At 57.3% G+C, this 24,894-nt stretch carries 21 protein-coding genes; 16 read left to right on the plus strand and 5 right to left on the minus strand.

What is annotated here, in order from left to right:
* Positions 1-215 precede the first annotated feature (215 nt).
* From ACLB1Z_RS10215 to ACLB1Z_RS10230, 4 genes are all read left to right on the plus strand, one after another.
* Positions 216-821, plus strand: coding sequence for a helix-turn-helix transcriptional regulator (locus tag ACLB1Z_RS10215; protein ID WP_409563203.1), 606 nt, complete (start codon positions 216-218; stop codon positions 819-821).
* A 707-nt stretch (positions 822-1,528) separates the two neighbouring features.
* Positions 1,529-1,711, plus strand: a complete 183-nt coding sequence (locus ACLB1Z_RS10220; RefSeq protein ID WP_409563204.1) for a hypothetical protein — start codon at positions 1,529-1,531, stop codon at positions 1,709-1,711.
* A 92-nt stretch (positions 1,712-1,803) separates the two neighbouring features.
* On the plus strand, positions 1,804-1,932 hold the full coding sequence (locus tag ACLB1Z_RS10225; protein WP_409563205.1) for a hypothetical protein: 129 nt from the start codon (positions 1,804-1,806) through the stop codon (positions 1,930-1,932).
* 395 nt (positions 1,933-2,327) lie between these two features.
* The gene (locus ACLB1Z_RS10230) at positions 2,328-2,567 is read left to right on the plus strand and encodes a helix-turn-helix domain-containing protein (protein ID WP_013947471.1); all 240 of its coding nucleotides are present in this window, start codon (positions 2,328-2,330) and stop codon (positions 2,565-2,567) included.
* 626 nt (positions 2,568-3,193) lie between these two features.
* On the opposite strand, the gene ACLB1Z_RS10235 is transcribed toward ACLB1Z_RS10230, so the two are convergent.
* The 5 genes from ACLB1Z_RS10235 to ACLB1Z_RS10255 form a co-directional block, all read right to left on the minus strand.
* Positions 3,194-3,388 carry a hypothetical protein gene (locus ACLB1Z_RS10235; RefSeq protein WP_409563206.1) on the minus strand — a complete coding sequence of 65 codons (195 nt, stop codon included), beginning with the start codon at positions 3,386-3,388 and terminating at the stop codon, positions 3,194-3,196.
* 348 nt (positions 3,389-3,736) lie between these two features.
* Positions 3,737-4,405, minus strand: a complete 669-nt coding sequence (locus tag ACLB1Z_RS10240) for a hypothetical protein (protein WP_409563207.1) — start codon at positions 4,403-4,405, stop codon at positions 3,737-3,739.
* Positions 4,406-5,373: 968 nt separating this feature from the next.
* Positions 5,374-6,525 carry an RAD52 family DNA repair protein gene (locus ACLB1Z_RS10245; RefSeq protein WP_409563208.1) on the minus strand — a complete coding sequence of 384 codons (1,152 nt, stop codon included), beginning with the start codon at positions 6,523-6,525 and terminating at the stop codon, positions 5,374-5,376.
* A 157-nt stretch (positions 6,526-6,682) separates the two neighbouring features.
* Positions 6,683-7,189: a hypothetical protein gene (locus ACLB1Z_RS10250; RefSeq protein ID WP_409563209.1), complete on the minus strand. Its 507-nt coding sequence runs from the start codon at positions 7,187-7,189 to the stop codon at positions 6,683-6,685.
* Between the two features lie 709 nt (positions 7,190-7,898).
* Positions 7,899-8,600, minus strand: coding sequence for a hypothetical protein (locus tag ACLB1Z_RS10255; protein WP_409563210.1), 702 nt, complete (start codon positions 8,598-8,600; stop codon positions 7,899-7,901).
* A 651-nt stretch (positions 8,601-9,251) separates the two neighbouring features.
* Between ACLB1Z_RS10255 and ACLB1Z_RS10260 the strand changes: the two genes are divergently transcribed.
* The 12 genes from ACLB1Z_RS10260 to ACLB1Z_RS10315 all read left to right on the plus strand — a co-directional run bounded on the left by ACLB1Z_RS10260 (position 9,252) and on the right by ACLB1Z_RS10315 (position 24,877).
* Complete coding sequence (locus tag ACLB1Z_RS10260; protein ID WP_024275811.1) at positions 9,252-9,740, plus strand: hypothetical protein; 489 nt, start codon at positions 9,252-9,254, stop codon at positions 9,738-9,740.
* 202 nt (positions 9,741-9,942) lie between these two features.
* Entirely contained in the window at positions 9,943-11,196 is a 1,254-nt protein-coding gene (locus ACLB1Z_RS10265) for a sarcosine oxidase subunit beta family protein (RefSeq protein WP_409563211.1), read from the plus strand.
* A 14-nt stretch (positions 11,197-11,210) separates the two neighbouring features.
* Entirely contained in the window at positions 11,211-11,510 is a 300-nt protein-coding gene (locus ACLB1Z_RS10270) for a sarcosine oxidase subunit delta (RefSeq protein WP_409563212.1), read from the plus strand.
* Positions 11,507-14,554 (plus strand): sarcosine oxidase subunit alpha family protein, encoded by a 3,048-nt coding sequence (locus tag ACLB1Z_RS10275; protein WP_409563213.1) that lies wholly within the window; start codon positions 11,507-11,509, stop codon positions 14,552-14,554. Before ACLB1Z_RS10270 ends, ACLB1Z_RS10275 begins: the two co-directional genes overlap by 4 nt.
* Positions 14,547-15,179 carry a sarcosine oxidase subunit gamma gene (locus tag ACLB1Z_RS10280; RefSeq protein WP_409563214.1) on the plus strand — a complete coding sequence of 211 codons (633 nt, stop codon included), beginning with the start codon at positions 14,547-14,549 and terminating at the stop codon, positions 15,177-15,179. Before ACLB1Z_RS10275 ends, ACLB1Z_RS10280 begins: the two co-directional genes overlap by 8 nt.
* Positions 15,176-16,573 carry an L-serine ammonia-lyase gene (locus ACLB1Z_RS10285; RefSeq protein WP_409563215.1) on the plus strand — a complete coding sequence of 466 codons (1,398 nt, stop codon included), beginning with the start codon at positions 15,176-15,178 and terminating at the stop codon, positions 16,571-16,573. Before ACLB1Z_RS10280 ends, ACLB1Z_RS10285 begins: the two co-directional genes overlap by 4 nt.
* A gap of 25 nt (positions 16,574-16,598) precedes the next feature.
* The gene (locus ACLB1Z_RS10290) at positions 16,599-18,665 is read left to right on the plus strand and encodes an FAD-dependent oxidoreductase (protein ID WP_409563216.1); all 2,067 of its coding nucleotides are present in this window, start codon (positions 16,599-16,601) and stop codon (positions 18,663-18,665) included.
* Positions 18,665-20,548 (plus strand): (Fe-S)-binding protein, encoded by a 1,884-nt coding sequence (locus ACLB1Z_RS10295; protein ID WP_409563258.1) that lies wholly within the window; start codon positions 18,665-18,667, stop codon positions 20,546-20,548. Before ACLB1Z_RS10290 ends, ACLB1Z_RS10295 begins: the two co-directional genes overlap by 1 nt.
* Positions 20,545-21,669 carry an electron transfer flavoprotein subunit alpha/FixB family protein gene (locus tag ACLB1Z_RS10300; protein WP_409559777.1) on the plus strand — a complete coding sequence of 375 codons (1,125 nt, stop codon included), beginning with the start codon at positions 20,545-20,547 and terminating at the stop codon, positions 21,667-21,669. Before ACLB1Z_RS10295 ends, ACLB1Z_RS10300 begins: the two co-directional genes overlap by 4 nt.
* 89 nt (positions 21,670-21,758) lie before the next feature.
* Positions 21,759-22,451 (plus strand): hypothetical protein, encoded by a 693-nt coding sequence (locus tag ACLB1Z_RS10305; protein ID WP_409559778.1) that lies wholly within the window; start codon positions 21,759-21,761, stop codon positions 22,449-22,451.
* A gap of 27 nt (positions 22,452-22,478) precedes the next feature.
* Entirely contained in the window at positions 22,479-23,759 is a 1,281-nt protein-coding gene (locus tag ACLB1Z_RS10310) for an aromatic ring-hydroxylating oxygenase subunit alpha (protein WP_409559779.1), read from the plus strand.
* 5 nt (positions 23,760-23,764) lie between these two features.
* Positions 23,765-24,877: an FAD-binding oxidoreductase gene (locus tag ACLB1Z_RS10315; RefSeq protein WP_409559780.1), complete on the plus strand. Its 1,113-nt coding sequence runs from the start codon at positions 23,765-23,767 to the stop codon at positions 24,875-24,877.
* The last annotated feature ends 17 nt before the right edge of the window (positions 24,878-24,894 follow it).

Here is a 24,894-nt window from a genome sequence, read left to right on the forward strand (position 1 = left end):
GCTCTTTACCGAGAACTATTTCCTCTTTCTCTCAGAGGCAGATAACGAACCATGTCGCGGATGCCGCCGATAGATAGATGGCGCCTTGCACGGGCGTTTCTCTGGCGTTCCTCTGTGGAGGTATTTCAATAGCTGATGCCATCGCATGCTGGAGTGCATAGAAGTTTGTGGTGCTAACTGCCTAGTCCCATCCGATTCTGGCCACGCTCGATTCCATGAAAACACGAGATCCTAAGTCTGTCGATCTTCCGACCTATGCCGTACTGGTCAGCGCAGTAGGCGAAATCATGGACATACGAGCTCAGCATTGTGGGCCGAGGCCCCTCGATCCTAGGATAATCGGCCGGGCGTACACGCAGGAATGCGCGTCACGTTATCGTCCGGCGATCAAGGAGTTGCTCAACCGAGAGCGTCCGCTTCTGTCGGCCGTAATGCCGCCGCCGACTCTGGGCCTTGATGTTTGGTTTGCGGTTGTGGGCGTGCCTCTTTCCGATTCTAAAGAAAGCGGCGCGTTGTTCGTCCACACGGATATATCGGCTTGGGTGACGAACTCTGGAGCGCAGAAAGCTGAACCAGAAAAGCTGAGCATGGATCTTGTGCAAAAAGTGATGGCAACAACGTTTGTGCGGCTTGATGCGGAGGAACCGAAGTCACGCAGATCGAAGATTCATTATGACGGCATCGAAAGTCTGACCGCACGCCAGCGTGACGTCCTGAAGCTTATCGGAATGGGAAAAAGCAATGTTGAGATCGCGCAAGATCTGTCTTGTTCGCTCAACACCGTTAAGCGTCACGTTACAGCCGTTCTTCAGAAGCCCTAGCTCCCTAATCGTACGTGCGTGGCGATTCTCGTCAATCAGACGGACTTCGAATCTGAAAATTGATGCCTCGGGCGGCTCCCTGACCGGAATCAATCAGTCGACGGAACTCAGCGTGCATTTTCTTGGTAGTTGCGCTCTAGGTATCGAGATATTCGCGGGTTGTCGCAAAAGCCGTTCGAAGGTATCGCACCCGCGCCTGCACACTATTTAGAGATGTGGGAACGTGCTCCAATTTACGGCGCCAAGCGATCGGGAGACTCCGAAAAGGTCGAACTGGCTCTTTGCGCGTGATGCGCCGTGAATGCTATCCGTTCGGCGGACACGCCAGTTTCCGCCGATATTTGACCTGGGCAACCAGGGAAGGCTGATCAGTTCAAACTGGTATCCGTGAGTCAAAATCGGGCTGCACCCATATCGTGACCCGAGTGACAAGCCCAGTTGGTAAACACGTTATCGTTGCTGGTCTCCGTCAAACGGAGCGATTAATCCCGACAATGGTCGCGTGTTTTGATCGTCGTCTTGGGATAAAATCGCCTTGGCGGTATTCCTGCGACGGTGAGGCATCATCCCAATAACCTCAACTATTAGCTCGCTGTCAGTGTTCTTTCGAGTTCCGCCTGATCAGATGCTGCGTTCCAAGCGAACGCCTTTTTAAGACTGTCCGTGTAAAGGTCTCTCCCGTTTGTGTCCCATGACGAGGGAAACCTATGGCTGCCGATGCGCTCCGGATTTTAAGTCTTTGCCGCGCTATTGATGAGTCATCTGACGTCGGCCTTTTAGGACTGGACCCACAAGACATTTTAGTGATCCATCGGACCCTCTCAGCTTTGAAATCCGAAATTGAGCAAGTGCTCGAGCGCCTGCCGCTAGAGGCTTCTGCCGCGCATTAGTTCAGCATGTCCGGTTAGTCTGCAGATCTCATCACGGCATCTGCTAACCCAATAGTGGGGACCGGGAAGGCCAGCGCATCGTAGACTGGTCCATGAGCGAAGATTTGCTTCAGGGGCTTCAGGCCGCCTTTCAGCGCGTCAAGTTCTTTCCGGAAATGTCAGAGACGGGGTTCGTTGATCTGCTCACTTTGCGCAATCTCGTTCCCCGAGGCGATCCATGAGATTGAGCGCTTACGCGCGAACCAGATTCACCAAGTCAACCACAAAATGTACATAGGCCGTGATCCCTAGCAGGGGTACCCCTAGGGTTTCCGGACGCTTGCCGCATAATGCAAAGGGAACGCGGCAGGAAAACGTTGTTCGCGATGGTGCAGTGACATTGATCAGACTAAAGAGGCAGGGAAAGGCATGCCAAACCGAAATTGTGCCTTGAGTGCTTCAATTATGCCCTGTATCTGACATCAAATTTCCTATTAATAATCTTTCATTCACGACAAACATTCGTTTGCCTGCGGCGGCTGGCCAAACGTGCAACGTCAATGACTATCGTCCTATTCCGAGTTCGCGACGCCTAAATCTGAGGCGTCTTGGTTTCCTGTCGCCGTAAGTGTGAAAAATGATCGATCAACGCAAAAGAAATATAGAAATCGATCAAGCCATCGGAAATCGCATTCGCGCAATCCGCATATCCAACGGAAAAACGCAAGACGACCTCGCGAACGCCGCAGACATGACGCTTGCGGACTATTCGCGAAGTGAAGCAGGCGAGCGCCGGTTTAATGCGGTTGAGCTATTTGCCATTTCGCAAGCCCTCGGCGTCGGGCTTGCCGACATCGTCTCAGCGCTTGAACGCTAGTGCGCTAAGGATTTATGGCGCACGGACAAGGCGTCTATTGTCTCCGCAGTCTGAGAGATCAATAGAGAAAGCCGATCTCGCTGCATTTGGTTGCGTTTTTCCCACGCAACGTCCAGAGCTTTCATTAATGTGTCGAGAACTGAAAGGAGCGAAGTCAAAACCTCGTCCTTTTCCTTTTGCTCAATTATCTGCCCCATAACGCCACTCAACTCCCCGCATTGGCGCATGCCAAAATTCAATTCGCTTGACTATTCCGGTCCATGAAAACGAATTTCGCGACAAACTCATTCCACTCCCGTTAAGCATAGTCCAACTGGCTAGTTTCGCCTAGACCATCTGTGATTTTATTTCAGCATTGGTGCAACCAAAATTTGCCCCAGGAGTATTGTTGTCTTAGCGAAATTGTGGGCGACGGGGGCGATATGAACACGACGCATGTTGATCGATTAGTGGGCAGTCGCCTGAAATCTATTCGTGGCGTTCGAAATCTTTCGCTATCCGAACTCGCGCAATCGGCGATGCTGTCGGTGGAGGATTACGAAGACGCAGAGGCCGGCGCACGAAGATTTCGCGCGGCCGAGCTATTTCGAATTGCCAAAAAGCTCGATGTCAGTATGGCCGATATCCTAGAGGTCCTTGACGGTTCGTCGTGCGCGGTCGTCGATGATGTGCGCTAACGCTTTCAATAGCGCTTTCTTCCGTTCGTACATCTCGACGTCACTGCGCTCTTGCGCATTTGCTAAACTTTCCAGCAGCGCATCGAATGCGTCGAATAGGGGTTGATTGGTCTTCTCGCGCTCGTCGCGGTGTCGGTCATCCATCGGCACGGGCTCATCAGATATAACTCCAGAAGGGCTACGCGATATATCGGCAACCGTTCCCGCTCCGGACAATCGCGAAAAACTTATCCCCGCTGTCCGCACTCGTGAGAGAATGTTCGCGACGCCTTTGTGGGAGGATAGCATTTGCCCAGTAATCCTTTGAGACTGCTAGAGATATGCGAGGAGTTGGCCGCCTTCTCTAGCCATGAGCATGCATTCTTAGATGTCGATTTGCGGTTGGCCGTCGCCAGAAAACTTATCGCCCATAAAAGAAGAATTGACTGCACGTTAAAGCTGCTCGGCGTGCTTGATGAGCCGATACGCGTCTGTGGGCGTTCCCCTCGCCGCTCATAAAGTGATCAACTGAAAATCGCGCTGAGGCTGCCGGCCCTTGGACATCTCACCGCAACCGCAACTCTGAGCGGGAGCAATTTTGCTACCGGCTCTTGCGGCGTCGTTGATTTGGATCAATGTCGTTGCGATGTTGTCGGGCTCGTCAGCACTCTTTGAGGAGAAGACCACTGTGAGTTGGAGAAGCGCCAGGCTCACCCCGGTCCTAGCTCTCTCGATTCGCAGCCAAATTTTCAGTACGGCTTGTGCGATAGGAAAGAGGTAGTCAGGACCTATTACGATCATTTGGATTTTGCTGGCCGCAAACGGAAGCATGGCCGTCAGTGCGTCGAGCATTTTTTTTAAAGCGGTCCGAATGGTCTCGTCTATTCCAATTGCCGCGGAATGAGAGGGTACCGCTTCAATTATAAGCGCATCAATGCTGCCGAACCTTTTTCCTATTTTTTTGAAATATTCCCTTTGCGTCTGAGGAGTATTTCCTGGTGCTTTAAGACAGCAGACGTTCGCGCATCCGCGATAAAGGCTTTTGTCAATTGCTAAGCGGTCGCTTGTGGACGCAATAACAATCTGCCCGCTATCCTTTGAGACGAGTCCGGCGATGCCCAGTGCGTAAGGGCTCGCCGGATCATACATTGCCACAACATACTTGGATTGATGTGCCGTCATCCTCGCGCCCGCGTCTGCTGATTGCGCCGAGACTATACAGCCATTGCGATAAACTCAATAAAGAAACAACTTTTGAGTGTGGATTGGTGCCGCTCCATGTTAATGGAGAAGCCAAGCCAAAGCCAAGCCGAGAGCAACTGCGGCGAGCGCTATCCATGTCCGCTTTGGATCAATCGGTGGTCGGCCGCCGTAGTCGGGGGATTGTTCGTAGCCTGATGGCATCCGGTCTTCAGCCTCCGGCCTTCCGCTTCCAGCTACTTTGCCATCCGTTCGACCGCGTCTTTGACCTCGCCGCCGAAAGGGAAAGGGAAAGGGAAAGGGGAATGGTAACTCCTCGTTCTTCGTTCACGAGATCCACGAATGCCGTCAAAACGAAGCTATCAGGCCGTTCCCCAAATCCTATCCCCGACACCAGAATGTCTTTCCCCGCCATCAGAGTGCCCCGATTTATGGGAGTTGCGGACCCAGGCGCGCTTTCTTTCTGCAGCATCGTCACAAACTGAGGTAATTGGTTCGTTCCAAGAATGGTCAGGGCCGTTTGACGCTTCGGGTATTTTGATGGGAAGCGCCTGCCGTACTGCCGTCGGCGATCGATGAGGAGCTTTACCGCCATAAGCCTTCGGCCACGAAGAATTTTCTTTTCGTAAGCGTGTGTGACCGCTTTCTGCAAGCCGTCGTCGTCCGATTCCCTATCTTATTCGCGACGCTAATCGGGATCTGTCCGGCTCCCACCGGGAGGTGGCCGCGATAGTCGGTTGAATGCTCATATCCTGAGGGTATTATCTACGTCCCATGCATCGCTTCTTTTACGGAGAGGCAAAGACAATTCGCTGCGACCGGCTTCATCCGGCAACGGATCGCGGTTCGACAGAATCACCGTTCTGCTCACTGCGGCAGTTGTGAGCGTGCGCCGCACTGCGGCTCTCCGAGCCGGTGTCAAGGTCGGGTGAACCAATGCAAGCTGCTGCTCATTCCCTGATTTTGGTGGCTGGTTTTCGAAGCGGTGGTTCATTGAACTCTTCTTCCGTGTCAGGATTGAAAACTTGACTGGGCGACGGCTTGTTCTGTTGATGCGATAGTGCCCAGTATTTGGCCGCATGTTCCAGCGGATTTGAAATTTCTTGGCTATGCCAATAGGCCGGTTCATCGCCGCTTCTGTGCAATTGATCGTGGTGGGTAACGCAAAGCGGCACCGTAAACTCATCAGAGACTTTCAGTGACATCGCTCGCGATTGAGCAAAGCGCAAGTGATGCGCCTGCGCTGGGCGTCGACCGCAGATCAGACAAGGCTGGGTTGCCACAAATGCTAGGTGCTGGCGATCGCGGATCCGCTTTTCTTTTGGCAGAAGAAAGGTGTCGGAAGGACGCCCATCTGAGATTGGATGTCTCTCATCGGCGACCGGACTCGATTGAAGCTTGTCTGTCGTTAGGCGGCGGGCACGATCTTTCAGGGTGCTGATAATTCTCTGATTAAGCTCGCCTCCATGAGGATCGGCAGCGAGCACTTTCATCGTGGCGGCATTAAGGGCCCACAAGGTATACAGATCGTCTATGGTGGCCACTTCCTCCGCTTGGCGAAGGACTTCCTGGCTGAACGCTAAGGGATCAGTAAAGCTGCACTCTTTGCCGCTCAGACTGACGACGACGAGTTCGGGCTTGGTGCCTTTTCGCCAACGCGTCTTGCTTCTCGTGACGTGCGTTTGCTCAGGATCGTAGAGTGCTAGCCCAAAGGAATTGCCGAAGGTCGCCAGAGCCCGCTTCGTCGCATCTGTTTCGGCCGACTTGATCGCCACATCGTGGGCGATTTCCGGCTGCGCTGATCGTCCGAGCCCGGTTCCAAAGCCATCGCGGATCGTCACGGTATCGCCGCTCCTGACTGTGACGCGGACGCGAGTCGAATAGAGACAAACGGTTTGTCCGGATCGCTGGAGCGTCCAGTGACAGTGCGGAGCAAGCGTCTGGCGATCCCAGTGTGCGAAGCCAAAGATGCGATTGGCTTCGGCAATGACATGCCATCCTTCGAGATAGGAAAGGCGTTCGCCGTCCACGGTTCGCGTTTTGACGTGACGCCGTTTCAATTTTGCCTTGAGAAGCCGTGTTTGTTCGTCGCTAAATGCCATGTCGAATTACTCTCTACGCAGATTATTTAGTCCTACCTTCCATTGATATTTGTGATCGTCAGTTGTTCGGCTGACCAACATAGAGCTGGCTGTACTCTCGCTTTTTACACGACGCTGCATTGGCAGTGCCGAACTCGCCTCGGATCTTCGCGCGCCGCTAGTCGGCTTCTGGGGACAGGGCCCTCAGAAGGGCTTCTTCCTTGCCTGAGAGGCTGTATTGAGATCGCCTACTGCGCACCGCGCCGTGGGCCAAAACGACTTTTTCCAGGCGCCTGTACTGTTCATCGGACAAATATAAGACCAGAGGTCTTGTGCCAGCGGGTTGCAGGGCAAGATTTCTTGCGAGGTCTTTTGCCGTCATTTGTTCCGCCATCTCGAGCAGTTCGTCTTTGTTTGAAAAGGCGATGTAATCGCTGAGGACGATAAGCTTCGGCCACCCCAGTGCGAGCATCCTCTCTTCTTCCAGCTCCAATTCTCTGAAGGTGCGGGCGATCCGCGCCATATAGGCTGCATCGCGACGCTCTATCCCAAGGAGCTTTGCGACGAGAGGAAATTGCTGGGGATGTTCATCCTCGATCCGGCGAAGATGCTGGGAGACGTCAATCAGACCGGAACCGGCGAGAGCGGCCATCAGGTCGGTTTCAATTTCAGTTTTATTGCTCACGATTGTGCACTCTTTGAAGGTTATAGGTGCAAATCATCGTAGAGCTTTGGCGGCCTAAGTCATTGAAAAAGCGAATATTTACTGAAGAAATTATGGTGTCTCGCTATGGGGTGCCGGGTCTGTTGTCCCGCAAGACTGCATACTCGTAATTTCTTCTCGACCGAGCTTTCTAACCTGAAAGGGTTCTGCTTGCGTCAACAGTTGGGGTTCATGCTCCGGCGGCGGCAATTGCCACGACGTGCGATGCTTCAAACGCGTTGAAGCGCGCTGATGGTTTCAGTCTCTCCGCCGGGCTTTTTGCGGTGGGCTTGACCCCGCTCGCCGCTATCGGGTTGCGATACTCGCTCTAAATGTTTCGTCGCCGAGTTGTAAGGTTTGCCCATGAGGTCCTGTCAGGCGCTCAGGGGTGGCAACGTGCTTTTCATTCAGGTTACATGCGCCTTGCATGCGGTGCGGTTTGTTGATGTGTTGATTTAGCTCATCTTTGATGTTTGTCGAGGTTGCGCTTCAGCCAGCTTTTGAGCAGGCGTCGACAATGACAATGACAATGACAACGACAACGACAACGACAACAGGGCGATCGGAAACAACGAACGCGGCGCTGCCGGCGATGTCGACGAGGTTCTTCCTTTGCGTAAGGAAGCAGGGACGGGGATATAGAGCAGGCCGCGGGAGCCCGCTCCACTATCAGTTTCCTAAAGCGAGGCGCCTACTCTGGTGTCTTATATGCGGTTATCGGTGTTAGGATTGTACCGTTCGAGGGGTCGAGATCGGTCCGCGATGCTTCATCTTGTTCCCTCGCACTCAGTTGTGGCGGTGGCGCGTCTTGCGGGGCGCGTGGTGCAGGTTCGTCATAGCAAATGCGTGTGTCCGAACCTAATGGCTGTGAGAACTGATAGCCGATTTGTCCGCGCTTAAATCCTTCGCGGTGCTGCCAGTCTGCGAGTTCTTCAAGCTCCTTGTTGTTCTTCCGGACTTCTTCCGACAAGTCAGCCTCGTATTGCGAAAGTTTTTTCAATCCATCGGTTCGCAATATCATTTCGAGAAGGTCTGTGAACCACTGTCTTCTCTCCGGATCAACCGAAGTGTTCACGTCGGCTACTTCTTCGAGCGAGGCAAAGAATTGATCCTTAAATCGGTGCATTCTTTCCAAGCCGTATCTTAATTGCGTCGCACGTCTCACCATGTCGAAATGCAGAGGGAGATATGGCTCGTGCCTCTCTATCATCTCATCGTGGAATTGGTCGTAATGTTTGAGGCTGCGCCGCGGTGCCGTTGAATTGTTTTGACGGAAATCCGTCTTCAGAATTGCGATCGCTGTTTCCTTATCTGTCCGCTTCGTTCGGCGCGACCTAGCGTGTTGCCCTTGCCGGCTTGCTTTGTAGGATTTGCGTTGTTGAGGTGATGCCATCAGCTACTTCCTTTGCGAATCTGCTGTCTAGCTTCACATATTCGCAAGATGCTCACCGTCGCGGCAGGCCCTTATGTGGTTAAAATGGAAAGCCGTATCAAGCACCCGTCTGCGCCGGGCGAAGACGGCAATGATGGCTATTAACCTTAACATGGAGATCGCTTCGCTAAACCCGCAGTCGTTTGTGAGCCAGTGGCGAGATGCCCTCGATTCACAGAGCCAGTCGGGCAAGCGCGATGAATAGAGGTGATGAATAAAGATGGAGGCCGTAGGGGTATTTTGGATGTCCAGTTCGAAAAGATACTTGGTTGAAATTGTTGTGTGCCGGAAAGCATTTAGCTCAATTTTCATAGCCAAATAAAGATGTCTCTTTGGATGTCCAATAGGGACAATTGGTCATGAATTTGGCTATGAAATTAGCCCTTGGAGACATACCAAGGACCGGACAGCTCGGTTCTTGCAGCGCCAGCGTGCTCGCTTTCGTCGTCGACGCTATCGGCGCGGGGCGATACGGCAGGGCACCCGCTGGATGATACCGGCTTCTTTTTCCTCATAGAGCTTAGCCGTGCCGAGCCAAGCGTCTTGAGGCCGGCACGCTCAAGCTCTAGCCTTGGCTTCGATCTTGATTTGTTTGGCGAGGGGCAGGTCGTCATGTCTGTCGACACATCGGGTGATTATCTGAGCCGTGTCGAGCGCGCCTACCAGGGCGAAGTCTACGGCGAGGCGCTCTATCGCGGCATTGCCGAGGCTCTCGATGATCCGGAGCGGGCGGAAAAATGGCGGGTGCTGGCCGAGCTTGAGGTCGTGACCAAGGCCCAGATGCACGATCTGGTGGCGAAGCTCGGCGGGGATACGGCCGAGAGCGAGGTCTTCCGGCAGAGGGGCGTCAATAATGTGCAGAAGTACGTCAGCCTGCACTGGGCCGACTTCATGGCGCTTTATAGCAAGGAACTGGTGCCGGTCATTGCCCGCTATGGTGAGCTTGAGCAGCTGTGCGCTCCCGAAGATGCCAAGACCTTACGATTTCTGACCGAGCATGAGGTCGTTACGAAAGCCTTTTGTGACCTCGAACTCGCAGGGCGGCCGGACATTTCGATCGCGCCAACTGTGGCCCTTATCGCGGCGATGCGGGCAGCATAAAACGCATAGGCGATATGTAGCTGTTTCAATGTGTTAGGCGGCCTGGGGACCTGTGAACGAGGTCGCCGTTGCGACATGTCGTAATTAGCAAAATTCGCGTCTTCCCTGGAAGGCCGATATTCGGCGCGGTCGTCTAACTCTCAGTTCGTGCCCGAAGAAGCCGCGCCACGTTCGCGCCGGGCCATATCGTCGGGGAATTGCGATGAAGAAGGACTACTCGATCTGGTCGCTTTTCGCGAAAGGTCTGGGCCACAACGAGGGCTGGGACCCGGCCTGGCGCAGCGCGGACCCTAAGCCCTCTTATAACGTCATAATCGTTGGTGCCGGTGGGCACGGGCTTGCGACGGCCTACTATCTGGCGAAAGAACACGGCATTCGCGACATCGCCGTCATCGAGAAAGGATATCTCGGTGGTGGTAACACGGCGCGCAATACGACGATCGTTCGTTCCAACTATTTGTGGGACGAAGCGACGATGCTCTACGAGCATGCGTTAAAGCTGTGGGAAGGTCTTACCGAGGATCTGAACTTCAACGTGATGTTCAGCCAGCGCGGCGTCTTCAATCTCGGGCATACACTGCAAGATATGCGCGACATCGAGCGGCGCGTGAATGCGAACATCCTGAATGGCATTGATGCGCAAATGCTCGACACAGCGCAAGTCAAGCGGATGATTCCGATCCTGAATACGTCGAAGAACGCACGTTACCCTGTGCTTGGCGCGAGCTATCAACCGCGCGCGGGCGTCGCGCGCCACGATGCGGTGGCGTGGGGCTTTGCGCGAGCGGCCAGCAAGTATGGCGTCGACATCGTCGAGAATTGCGAAGTCGTCGGCATGGATATTGTCAACGGCCGCATTCAGGGGCTTGAGACGACGCGCGGTCCGATCCGAGCCGAACGGGTTGGCTGCGTAGCTTCCGGCCATTCATCGGTACTGGCGAAAATGGCCGGTATCCGACTTCCGATCGAAAGTCACCCGCTGCAGGCGTTCGTATCGGAATCGATGAAGCCCGTGCTCGACACGGTCGTCATGTCGAATGCGGTTCATGGATATGCAAGCCAGTCCGACAAGGGCGAGCTTGTCATCGGCGCCGGCATCGATTCCTATACAAGTTATACGCAGCGCGGCAGTCCGCACATCATCGAGCACACCGCGGCGGCGATCATCGAGATGTTCCCGATTTTCTCGCGCGTTCGGATGAACAGGCAGTGGGGTGGTATCGTCGATACGACGCCGGACGCCTGTCCCATCATCAGCAAGACGAAGGTAAAGGGCCTATACTTCAATTGCGGTTGGGGCACGGGCGGCTTCAAGGCTACGCCAGGCTCCGGCAACGTCTTCGCACACACGATTGCGAAAGATGATCCGCATCCGCTCAACAGGGCTTTCAGTCTCGATCGCTTCGCGACGGGACATCTCATCGACGAGCACGGCGCCGCTGCTGTCGCACACTAATTCAGGATAATTCGATGTTCGTTCTGTTCTGCCCGCACTGCCAGGAAAAACGCGAGGAAGAGGAGTTTGGGTATGCGGGCGAAGCATTTCGCGTTCGCCCGTCAACGCCTGAAACCGTCAGCGATGAAGCCTGGGGCGACTACCTCTTCATGCGGACCAATCCGAAAGGCTGGCATTGGGAGCTGTGGTCGCACGCAACCGGGTGCCGGAAGTTTTTAGTTGTGAAGCGCAATACTGCGACGAACACCATAGCAGGCTCTTGGACGCTTGCCGAAGGCCGCAAGGCCTATGATGCGGAAGGTGGCGCGCAATGACGGATTATCGCGTCAAGCACGCCAATGCGCGTGTCGATTTCGAGCGCCCGCTGTCGTTCTCGTTCGATGGCAAGTCCTACACCGGATATGCTGGCGATACACTGGCCTCGGCGTTGCTGGCCAACGGCGTGCGCATGATTGGCCGCAGCTTCAAGTACGGGCGGCCACGCGGCATTGTCGGCGCTGGACCGGAAGAGCCGAACGCGCTGACGCAGGTCGAGACTGGCGCGCTGACGATTCCAAATCTCAAGGCCACGCAGGTTGAGCTGTACGATCAATTGATCGCCCGGCGCACGACCGGCTATCCGACCTTGGAGTTCGATCTCAAGAGTTTCTGCGGGCCTTTCGCGCGCTTCATGCCCGCAGGCTTCTACTACAAGACGTTTCAAAATCAGAAGCTCTGGCCCCGCTTCGAACACATCATCCGGCAGGCTGCGGGATACGGCTCGGCGCCAGAAGAGGCCGATAGCGAAAGCTACAATCATCGTACCAGCCATGCTCAGGTCGTCATCGTCGGCGGCGGAGCCTGTGGATTGCTGGCGGCGCTCGATGCCGGGCGCGCGGGGCTGGACGTCGTGCTTCTTGATGAACAAAACGAGCTGGGTGGATGGCTATTGTCATCGCCGAACACGGTCATCGGCGGTGAATCGGCGGCCGCGTGGCTGAAGGCGATCATCGGCGAGCTGCAGAGCCTCGCCAATGTGAAGGTCATGACGCGGACAAGCGCGTTTGCTCTTCATGACATGAACCTGATCATGGCCGTCGAGCAGCTTCAGGATCATCTGCCGTTGAAAGACCGCGATGAGGCGACGCCGCGGCAGAGGCTGCATCGCATTCGGGCAGAACGCATTCTGCTGGCGGCGGGCGCCATCGAGCGGCCGCTGGTGTTCGGCAACAACGATCTGCCGGGTATTCTGACGGCCTCGGCTTTGACGACCTATCTCAATCGCTATGGCGTCGCGGTCGGCAAGCGCGTGCTTTTGCAGACGAGCAACGATTACGCCTATCAAGGGGCTTGCGATCTGGCGCGCGCCGGGTGCTCGGTCGTGCTTGCTGATACGCGAATGCAGCCGAACACCACTTGGGAGCAACGCGCCCATGCAGTAGGTGTCGATGTCCGACCGGGATGCGGGATTGCGGTGGCGCATGGCGCCAGGGCGGTCAAGGGTGCGCAGCTCGTCAAGCTCGATGGCAACCGCAACGCCGTTGCAGGGCAGGGCGCGTCATTCGAGTGTGATGCGCTGGGAAGCTCCGGTGGTTTGTCACCAACAGTGCATCTCTATTGCCATGACGGCGGCCGTCCATATTGGGACGAGAGCAAGCTGGCGTTCGTCGCGCCTGCGACGGGGCGTGCCGCTGTTGGTATCTATTGTGCCGGCGCGATCACGGGAACGTTCGGACTGCAGGCGGCCCTGACGGAAGCGGAAAAAGTGACTGCTGCATTGATTGCCTCCTTTGGCAAGGAGCCGGCCGCCGAAACACGGAGCCTGGAAACCGATGAGCCAGAGGCCACACCGGCGCGACGGATCTTCCGTGTTCCGGATGGCAAGCCGGAAGGACATGGCAAGAAGGCGTTCGTCGATTTCCAAAATGATGTGTCAGCGGCCGATATTCATCTTGCCGTGCGCGAGAACTATCGCTCGATCGAGCACATCAAGCGCTATACGGCCCTGGGGTTCGGGACGGATCAAGGCAAGCTATCGAACGTCAACGGTTTTGCGATCGCAGCGGACGCGCTCGGCAAAAGCATTCCTGAGGTTGGCACGACGACGTATCGTCCGGCCTACACGCCGGTAACGTTCGGGACGCTGGCTGGCGCGAACGAGGGTGAGACGTTCGAACCGCGGCGCACGACGGCGATGCATGCTTCGCACGTGGCGCGCGGCGCGGTGTTCGAAGACGTTGGGCAGTGGCTCCGGCCGCAATACTTTCTTCATCGCGGCGAAGATCAGGACGCTGCCGTGCGTCGGGAATGTCTGGCGGCTCGCCGCGGCGTCGGCATCATGGATGCCTCGACACTCGGCAAGATCGACCTTCAGGGTAAGGACGTCCGCGAATTCCTCAATCGCGTCTATGCGAATGCGTGGACGCAGCTCGCGCCGGGCAAGTGCCGTTACGGCTTGATGCTTGATGAGAACGGCATGGTAATGGACGACGGCGTCACGGCGTGCGTCGCGGACGATCACTTCCTGATGACGACGACGACGGGAGGTGCTGCGCGCGTGCTCACGTGGCTGGAGAACTGGCACCAGACCGAGTGGCCGGAGCTTGATGTCTATATGACTTCGGTCACCGATCATTGGGCGACAGCCGCCGTGGTTGGGCCGAAGAGCCGCGAGGTGCTGGCGAAGGTCTGCACTGACATCGATCTTTCGCCGTCGGCATTCAAATTCATGGACTGGCGCGAAGGGACCGTCGCGGGCGTTCCGGCCCGCGTGTTCCGGATCAGCTTTTCGGGCGAGCTGGCATTCGAAGTGAATGTCGATGCGAGCTATGGCCGTCATGTCTGGGAAGCGCTGATGGCCGCGGGAGACGAATTCGGCATCACGCCCTATGGCACCGATGCCATGCACGTGCTGCGCGCAGAGAAAGGTTTCATCATCGTTGGCCAGGATACGGACGGTTCGCAGACGCCGTTCGATCTCGACATGGCGTGGGCCGTGTCGATGAAGAAGCCGTTCAGCTTTATTGGCAAACGGTCGTTTACGCGCAGCGATACTGCCGCGCCGAATCGCAAACAGCTCGTCGGTTTGCTGACAGACGATCCGACTGTAGTTCTGGCGGAAGGGGCGCAAATCATCGAGCAACCTGATGTGACGCCGCCTGTCGCGATGTTAGGTCATGTGACGTCGAGCTATTTCAGTGCCGAGCTTGGCCGGTCGATAGCAATGGCCGTCGTGCGCGATGGCATCAACCGGCGAGGGGACGACGGTCGGAGCGCCGGGCGCGATACGTTGTTTGCATATGCAGGCGGCAAGACGCACAAAGTGAAACTGGTGTCACCCGTTTTCGTCGATCCGAAGGGAGAGCGGCAGAATGGCTGAGCCGACCATGCAATCGCCGCTTCATGCTTTCGATCTTGCGGCTCAGGCGCAGCCCGCTGACGACGTTCGCGGTGTGTGGGCGAATGAAATTCCGCTGCTGGGCTATGTCAGCCTGCGGGGCAACTCCGCAGATCCGGCCTTCGTCGAGAAGGTGTCGACGGCGATCGGCGTTCCGCTTCCGGTCGATCCGTGTACGTTCACCGTGGCTAATGGGGTGAAAGTGCTGTGGATCTCACCGGATGAGTGGATGGTCGTTTGCGCACGGTCTTGGCTGGGTGAGCTGATTGCCGCCCTCAAGGCCGGTCTTCAGGGGATCAGAAGCCAGGTCGCAGACAATTCTGGCGGGTACACACAGGTTCTGCTTCAGGGCCTGAACGCGCTCGACGTACTTCAGCACGCCAGCGTTTACAATTTTGCGGCCTTGCAGCCTGGACGGGTTGTCGGGACGACGTTCGGTAAATCATCCGTCTATGCCTATCGTTCGGGCAATGGCTTCTGCCTTTTAATGCGCCGCAGTTTCGCCGACTATATTTGGCGCTATCTTGCCCGCGCCGCGGCGCCGTATGGACTGGGGATTGCCGCTATCGAGGCAACGGGCCACGCCGGGGATGGAGTGGCAGGATGAACTACAGCGTCTTCGAAGTTTTTCGCATTGGGATTGGCCCATCAAGCTCGCATACGGTCGGGCCGATGAGCGCAGTCAACAGTTTTATCGCGGAGCTTCGGACGGCGAACCTGATGCACTTGGTTGAACGCGTTGTCGTCGATCTTTATGGATCGCTGGCGTTGACGGGCGTCGGCCACGCGACCGATTTTGCCGTCATCGGCGGTTTGCTCGGCGAAACGCCGGAAGACGCGGACCCTGCCATGCTGGCGCAACGCGTCGATGATGTCCGGCGAACGAAACGACTGGCGTTCGGCGGTGAAGGCGATATTGCCTTTACGCCCGAAACGGACCTTCTGTTCCATCGCGATAAGATGCTCAGCGAGCACCCGAATGGAATGATCATCGAGGCGTTCGACGCGCTTGGCGTTTCGCTCTACCGAAACACCTATTTCTCAATCGGCGGCGGTGCCGTTCTCGATAAGGTGGCGCTGATCGCAAGTCGCAGCACGGATGAGGTTCCGCATCGACCGGTGCGCTACGCTTTCAGCAGTGCGAAGGAGCTTCTCGCGCTCTGTCAGCGCCACAACCTGACGATCGCCGAGATCGTCTGGCGCAATGAGCTTGCCTACCAGGACGAAGCTGCAACCCGCGGCAAGGTTTTGAAAGTCTGGCAGGTGATGAACGATTGTCTGCAGCGCGGGCTTGCGACGGAGGGCATTCTGCCTGGCGGTCTCAGAGTGAAGCGTCGTGCCCCCGCGCTTTATCGGCAGGCGAGCGATGTCGATGGCAAGCTCACTGCTGATTTTCGCGCGATGGATATGGTCAGCGCTTTCGCCATAGCCGTCAACGAAGAGAACGCGGCGGGCGGGCGCGTGGTGACGGCGCCGACCAATGGTTCGGCAGGCGTCATTCCGGCGGTGCTTGCCTATTACACGCGCTTTTGCGATGCGGCGCCTGATGCCGACGCCCGCGACGATCATATCGTCACCTTCCTGCTGACGGCAGCGGGCATCGGCATGCTCTACAAGAAGAACGCTTCGATTTCTGCCGCAGAGATGGGCTGCCAGGGTGAGATCGGTGTGTCTTGCTCGATGGCGGCCGCCGGACTTGCCGCCGTTATGGGTGCCACGGCAGAGCAGATTGAGAACGCGGCCGAGATTGGCATGGAACACAATCTCGGCATGACCTGCGATCCGATCGGCGGCCTGGTGCAGGTACCATGCATCGAGCGCAACAGCATGGGCGCGATGAAAGCGATCAACGCCGCGCGCCTCGCAATGATGGATGACGGCGGCCACCTCGTTTCGCTTGATGCTGTGATCGAGACGATGCGGCAGACCGGCCACGATTTGCAATCGAAATACAAAGAAACGTCGCTTGGCGGCCTCGCCGCGACGGTCGTTTATTGTTGACGCGAAGCGGTGCGAGGATCAGGCGATGGCGGCTTATCCGCATATCTTCACCCCGATCAAGCTCAATCAGCTGACATTGCCGAACCGCATCTATTCGACGGCGCACGCCGAGGTCTATGCGGATGCAGGCGGCATGCCCGGCGACCGTTACATCCGCTATTACGAAGAGAAGGCCAAGGGCGGTCTCGGCATGGCAATCTGCGGCGGGTCGAGCCCTGTTTCGATCGACGTGCCGCAAGGGGCGTGGAGGCCCGTCAATCTGACGACGGATCGCGTGATCGAGCCGATGGCGCGTTTGGCAGACACGGTTCATCGCCATGGCATGAAGATCATGATCCAGGCGACGCACATGGGGCGGCGTTCCGCTTACGCAGGCGACCCCTGGCCGCATCTGGTGTCGCCGTCGGGCGTGCGCGAGCCGGTGCATCGCGGCAATGCCAAGACAATCGAGATCGAAGACATTCGGCGGATCATCGGCGATTTCGCAGCGGCCGCGAAGCGCGTGCAGAAGTCGGGTTTCGACGGGATTGAGATTTCAGCTGCGCATCAGCAACTCATTGATCAGTTCTGGTCACCACGCACCAACATGCGAACGGATGAATGGGGCGGGAGTCTCACCAATCGTATGCGGTTCGGGATCGAGGTGCTGCAGACTGTGCGTGAAGCTGTCGGCCGCGACTATTGTGTCGGCATGCGAATGTGCGCCGACGAGTTTCATGACGACGGCCTTGATCACGTGACGCTGAAGGAAATTGCGCAGGCCATGTCCGAGACGGGGCTTATCGATTTCATCAGTGTCATCGGCTCGGGCGCAGATACGCACAACACGCTTGCCAACTGCATGCCGCCGATGGCGTTACCGCCTGAACCGTTCGTGCATCTGGCAGCGGGCATCAAGTCGGTCGTGAAGGTTCCGATCCTTCATGCGCAGGGCATTCGCGATATCACACAGGCCGAGCGTATTCTGGCAAACGGCATGGTCGATATCGTCGGCATGACGCGAGCGCATATTGCCGATCCGCACATCATGAAGAAAGTGCGCGAAGGTCGTGAGGATCAGATCCGCCAATGCGTCGGCGCCAACTATTGCATTGATCGCATGTATTCGGGTTCGGATACGCTGTGCGTGCAAAACGCGGCAACATCGCGCGAAGCCACTATGCCTCACATCATCACGCCGACAACTGGCGCAAAGCGGCGCGTTGTCGTGGTTGGCGCTGGGCCGGCTGGACTTGAAGCGGCGCGCGTGTCGCGGTCGCGCGGACATGACGTCATTTTGTTCGAACGGAACGAAACTGTCGGTGGGCAGATCAATCTCGCATCGAAAGCACCGCAGCGCGAGCAGATGGCGGGTATCGTTCGTTGGTTCGATCTCGAAACGAAGCGGCTTGGCGTCGATCGTCGCCTTGGCGTTGAGGCGACGCCCGAAATGATCGTCGGCGAGCGGCCGGATATTGTTGTTCTGGCGACGGGCGGGCGAAGCCACGTCGAGCAGGTAGAGGGGTGGGGCGCGGCCGAAGGTCTTTCAGTCAGCGCCTGGGATATTCTTTCCGAGAAAGTGCCGCCTGCCGAGAGCGTGCTTGTCTATGACGGTATCAGCACACATGCGGGTTTCGGCACGGCCGACTTTCTTGCGAGCCGCGGCTGCACGGTCGAGATCGTGACGCCGGACGTCAAGGTCGGCGATGATGTCGGCGGCACGACGTTTCCGATCTTCTATCGCCGCATGTATGCGCAGGGTATCATTCCCACGCCGAACTTCTGGCTCGACCGTGTGTATGCGGAGGGCAACAAGAAGATTGCGGTTCTGCGCAACGAATATACCGACGAGCTTGAAGAACGCGCGGTCGACCAGGTCGTCATCGAGAACGGCATAACGCCGAACGCGGAGCTTTACTGGTCGCTGAAAGAGAAGTCGATCAATCGTGGTCAGGTCGATCTCAACGCACTCTATTCCAACACGCCGCAACCTGTGCTGAGCGACTCGACGGAAGGAGACCGCTTCGTGCTGTTCCGCGTCGGCGATTGCGTGTCGATGCACAATATCCACGCGGCGATCTATGACTCGCTCCGGCTCTGCAAGGATTTCTGATCGTGTCTGTCGCGCCTGTCATCACCGTGCTGTTTTGGGTGTCGGTGGTGACATTGGCACTCGGTATAACGCGCCGCGCGGTGCTGTGGCGTGCAGGACAGCCGGCCGCGGTTGCATGGTCGGGATTGTTTGCCGTTCCGAAGCGCTACTTCGTTGACTTGCACCACGTCGTTGCGCGCGAGCCCCACATTGCGCACACGCATGTTGCGACAGCAGGCGGCGCGGCGCTCGCAATCGGGTTAGTTGCTGTCAATTATGGGCTGGGGATTTATTCGCGGCTTCTCGATTGGGGCATCGTTCTGGGCGCCGCCGTGATGCTTGTCGGCGTCTATTGCGTTTGGCAACGGCGGCGGAATCCGCCCTCACGTCTGTCACGCGGGGCGTGGGATCGCCTGCCGTTCACGCTTGCAGCGTTCGCGCTGGGGCTGCTCATTGCCGTGGCGGTACCGCCGGGAATGCTTTCGGCTGCGATTGCAACGCTGGCGATATTTTTTCTGCTTATTGGCTCGGCTGAACTGGTTCTTGGGATCGGCTTTGCGGCGCCGATGAAGCACGCCGTGGCAGGTCTTCTGCATCTCGCGTTTCATCCGCGGCCTGAGCGGTTCTCGGGCGTCCGATCAACTGCTCTCAAGCCGTTGCATCTCGACGAACGCGAATATGGGGTCAACGCACCGAGTGATTTTCGCTGGAATCAGCTCTTGAGCTTTGACGCCTGTGTTCAGTGTGGAAAATGCGAACAGGCATGTCCGGCCTTTGCTGCGGGACAACCGCTCAATCCGAAAAAACTTATTCAAGATCTCGTCTGCGGGTTCTCGGGCAGAAGCGACGTGAGTTATGCGGGCAGTCCCTATCCCGGCATCGCAATCGGTACGCATCACGGCGCGCCGGATGACGCGATCGTTCCGCAGCTTATCGAGCCGCAAACGCTTTGGTCGTGCACGACCTGCCGGGCCTGCGTCGAGGAATGTCCGATGTTGATCGAGCATGTCGACGCGATCGTCGGCATGCGCAGGAGCTTAAACCTGACGCAGGGCGATGTCCCTGGGACGGCGCCGGAGATTCTCGCCAATTTACGCGAGACCGATACGCAAGGCGGCTACGCAAAAACTGCGAGATACAACTGGGCTATTGACCTCGATGCGCCGACGGCTGAACCTGGGAAGCCGGTCGATCTATTGCTGTTCGCCGGGGAGGGCGCGTTTGACATGCGCTATCAGCGGACGCTTCGTTCGCTGGTGAAAATTCTGAAAGCTGCTAACGCGGATTTCGCTGTGCTCGGCGAAGATGAGCGGGATACCGGTGATACGGCGCGTCGATTGGGGGATGAAGCAACCTTTCAATCCCTCGCCCAAAAGAACATCGTGACGTTGGCCAAGCTCGATTTCAAGCGCATCGTGACGGCAGATCCGCACGTGCTGCACAGCCTTCGCAACGAATATCCGGCGTTTGGCGGGCGTTACCTTGTCGTGCACCACACCGCTCTGATCGACGAGTTGATGGAGCGGGGTGCATTGCAACTGGTCGAGCGGCAAGACGCGCGCGCACTGACCTATCATGACCCCTGTTATCTCGGTCGCTATAACGGCGAGTTCGAAGCGCCGCGCTCGGTTCTGCGAAAGCTCGGTGCGACCGTTCGAGAGATGGAGCGCTCCGGGTTTCGCGCGCGGTGCTGCGGCGGTGGCGGCGGTGCGCCGCTGACTGACATCCCCGGCAAGCTGCGCATTCCGGATATGCGCATGGATGATATTCGCGCTATCTGCGCCGAAGTTGTGGCTGTGGCCTGTCCGCAATGTACGGCAATGCTGGAGGGTGTGGCTGGCGATCGCGCGGAAGTGCTCGATATCGCGGAACTCGTCGCAGCTTCGCTGGAGGAACGGCCATGAGCCGGGCGAAACGGGTTGATCCGCGCCGTCCGTATCGCATCGGACCGAACGGCCTGCGTAGGATCGTTCTTGGCGAGACCGGTGCGGGGGACCTCGCCGTTGGCGCTTCACGAAATTCGGAAGCGCCTCGGGCGAAACCTTTGCGGACCCAAGTCGCCGCCACAAGTTGGCATATGGCCATCGCGCATGCCTATCAAGGACGGCTCGACGACCATGCCCGTGAGGCGATTGCAGCAGCTGCCATTCTCGCGGCGTCGGAGACGGGCGTGATTGCCGTGATTCTCGGTGCCTTTCATGAGAATGCGGCGGCGCTGGGCGCTGATAAGGTCGTGATCGTGGATGATCTCGATGCCGCCCGCTTCGAACCTCGGCGTGAAGAGGGTGTGGTCGAAGCGCTCATCAATGATTATCAGCCAGAGCACATTTTCATGCCTGACAACGCGCTGGGTGATGGCGATCTCGGGCGACGGCTGATTGCGAAGCTTCGTGCTTCTGCAGCGACACACGTTTCAGAAATCAGCGGCAAGCACGTCGCCGTCGGATGGTCCGGCGGTGGGTGTCTGGCGGATGCGCCGCTGCCGCGTTTCGTGCTGCTGCAGGCAGGCGCGGTCGATAGTAACCTGCCTTTTATTGGCGCCGGAGAGGTTCTGTCCGTGCCGTTGGCTGCCGACGTCAAGGACGTGTGCCGCGATCTCGGTCTCGAAGCAACGGAAACGGGTTCCATCGCGTTGGAGGAAGCCGACTTCATCGTTTCTGCGGGCAATGGCGTGACGAACGTGGCGACGCTCGAAAAGCTGGCGGGTTGCTTCGATGCGGCGGTGGGTGCCAGTCGCGTTGCGGTGGATGATGGGAAGTTTCCGCGCAGCAAACAGATCGGTGCGTCGGGCAAGTCCGTCAGCGCGACGACTTACATCGCGGTTGGCATCTCCGGCGCTGTTCAGCATTTGCAGGGCATTAAGGCGTGCCGTCACGTGATCGCAATCAACAGCGATCCAGGTGCGCCGATAATCAAGCGCGCGGATTTAACGGTGGTTGGTGACGCGGAAGAGGTGATGCAAGCTTTGATCGCGCGCGTCGGGCAAGCACGAACTCAGTCGGAAACGCCGGAGGGGCAGGTATGAGCGCGCCCGTTTCCGTCGCGGTACTGGTTTCCGCCGGTCGCCATCCGGTGAGCGGTGCGGCGCGCGCCTGTCGCGGCGATACGGTTGCCATGGCCGTCGGCAAGGCTTTATCCGGCGATGCCTTACGCATCGTTCACGCCGGAGAAAAAGAAGAACCCGCACTCAAGGATTATATGGCCCTCGGAGCCAGCAGGATCGACGTGCTGGAGGGGACATCCGGCGGTGTTTCGATTTCGGCGCTGTGTGAGGCGTTGAGAAACTCCGATATCATCCTGACGGGGAGCCGGGCAGAGCAGGGCGCAGGCAGTGGTCTGCTGCCGTATATTCTGGCCGAGGCGCTCGGGCGGCCGATTATCTCAAACGCGCTCGAAGTCAAAATTGAAGTCGGCGCGTCGGGACGCGAGGCAACGATCCGCCAGTTTCTGCCGAAGGGGCGGAGGCGGCGGGTGGCCTGCCCGTTGCCGGTCATTGTCGCCGTGCATCCCTTGGCGCCTGTGCGTTTGAAATATGCCTATGCGCGCCGTATTTCCGGAAAAATCGAGCCATTGCCGAGCGCTGGTCTGGATGAGAGCGTGATGCTCCAGCCAAGCTGGGCAGTGGAAGCCGAGCCGCGTCATCCCCAGCGTCTTAAGGCCCAGGAAAAAAAGGCGGCACACGCTCGATTGCTCTCGGCGATCGTGTCTGAGGTGAAAGGCGGTGTTGTCGCTTTTGAGGGGACATCCGTCGATAAAGCACAAGTGGTGCTGAATTATCTGAGAGAACATCGCCTCGTTGATTTTTGAGCTGAGCCCCTGCAATGGGAGGACCACATGCAATTATCAAATGAACTGCGGTCCCTGATAGCCAGACGGCGACCGGGCTATAGCCTGGAAGCGTCATTCTATCAGAGCAAGGAAATTTTCGATCTCGATATGGAGGTCATTTTCGGCGGGACGTGGATTTACGTCGGCTGCGAACCTGACATTCCCGAGCCAGGCGATTATTTCACAGTTCCGATCGGAAAGACGTCAGTCGTCGTGGCTCGTGACGACGACATGTCGATCACGGCGTTTCACAACGTGTGCCGCCATCGCGGCGCGCGCCTCTGCGATGGAGACAAGGGTAGCGTTGGCAATGTCGTTTGTCCTTACCATCAGTGGACTTACGACCTGCGTGGCAATCTGATTCACACGGAGCACATGGGCGATGACTTCGACCGGAGTAAATTCGGTCTGAAGATGGTCCACGTCGGGAATGTTGCTGGGCTGATCTTCGTCTGCCTTGCGGACAATCCACCTGTCGACTTCGAGCAGATGCGGCGCGAGATGGAACCCTATATTCTTCCGCACCGCATTAGTGATTGCAAAGTCGCGTATGAGGAAGATCTCATCGAGAACGGCAATTGGAAGTTCACGATGGAGAACAATCGCGAATGCTACCATTGCAAGGGCAATCATCCGGAACTTACGATTTCGCTCTATGAGTTCGGATTCGGGTATCAGCCGTCCCCAGAGAATGCAGACGACGTGCGCGCGTTCAAGGATCTGACGACGCGCGAGCATGCAAGGTGGGAATCATGCGGATTACCGTCCGTCGAACTGGAGTTTCTCGACAGTCGCGTGACGGCGTTCCGAACGGAACGGCTTCCACTCGATAAGGCGGGAGAATCCCAGACGCTCGACAGCAAGGTTGCGTGCAAGAAATTGCTCGGCGATCTTTCTCTGCGCAATCTTGGCGGCCTGTCGTTTTGGACACAGCCGAATTCGTGGCACCATTTTATGAGCGATCACATCGTGACGTTCAGCGTGCTGCCGATCGATGCGGAACGTACGTTGCTGCGGACGAAGTGGCTTGTTCATAAGGATGCCGTGGAAGGGCAGGACTACGATCCCAAGGCGCTCAGCGCTGTTTGGCACGCGACCAATATGCAGGATGGAGCGCTCGTCGAGAGGACGCAGATCGGTTCGCATAGTGCAGCGTATGTTCCTGGGCCTTATTCGCCTTATACGGAAGAACTGGTCGAGAAGTTCATGTCCTGGTATTTCCAGCGGCTTCGGACGGCAACCGGATATGAATCGGCGACCGTCAGCCCGTTTGCCGCGAGCGCCTGAACGACATGAACGAGATGCAGGACAGGCTCGGTCCGGCGCAGTGGGATGCCGTGCCGGGCAAGTGGAATTCTGACGAAGACGATGTGCTTGTCTGCACGCATGTTCGGGCGGAAACGCACGACGTCAAAAGCTTCTTGTTTCGCACGCCGACGGCAAAGCTGTTTCGTTTTCGTCCAGGGCAGTTCATCACCCTCGAACTCGAGATCGATGGTGAGACGATCAATCGCTGCTATACGATGTCGTCATCGCCGACGCGGCCTGACACGCTGTCGATTACCGTGAAGCGCGTGCCGGGCGGCAAGGTTTCGAACTGGCTCCATGACAATCTGAAAGCTGGCGTTGCCATCAAAGCTTTCGGACCCTCCGGCGAATTCAGTTGCACGTTGCACGCAGCACCGAAGTACCTGTTCTTGTCCGGCGGGTCCGGTGTCACGCCGTTGATGTCTATGTCACGTGCGCTTTACGATCTTGGCGAAGATCGCGACGTTGTTTTCGTTCACAGCGCGCGGACGCCGCGGGACATTATTTTCCGCAATGAACTTGCCACCATGGCACATGGGATGAACCGATTTCGAACGGCATTCGTCTGCGAAAATATCGGCGAGCAACGCGACTGGAGCGCGCCGACGGGTTTTCTGACGCTGCCGCTCTTGAAGTCGATTGTACCGGATCTGTCAGAGCGCGAAATCTTTTGCTGTGGCCCTGAAGCGTACATGGCGAATATTCGCGCTATGCTGGCCTCCGCCGGTTTCGACATGACGCGCTATCATGAAGAAAGCTTCTCGTTCGAACGATTAAGTTCGGTTGAGAAAGAGGAAGTGCAGGAGGCCGTTGCGGCAGCATCGGTGCCAAGCGTCGGGTTCAAAATTGAGTTCACCAAGTTGGGTCGCACAATTGATTGCCGTCCCGATCAATTCATTCTCGAAGCGGCGAAGGCCGCTGGCCTGCGTCTGCCGTTTTCGTGCAGCAAAGGTGTTTGCGGCACCTGCAAAAGCAAGAAAGTCGACGGTCAGGTGGTGATGACGCATGGCGGCGGCATCCGGCAACGCGAGATCGATGCGGGCATGATCCTGATCTGCTGCAGCAAGCCGCTCAGTGATGTAACGATCGAAAAATAACTGAGGTCGCGGACGGC

The organism is Hyphomicrobium sp. MC8b (assembly GCF_905067615.1).
Lineage (GTDB): Bacteria > Pseudomonadota > Alphaproteobacteria > Rhizobiales > Hyphomicrobiaceae > Hyphomicrobium_B.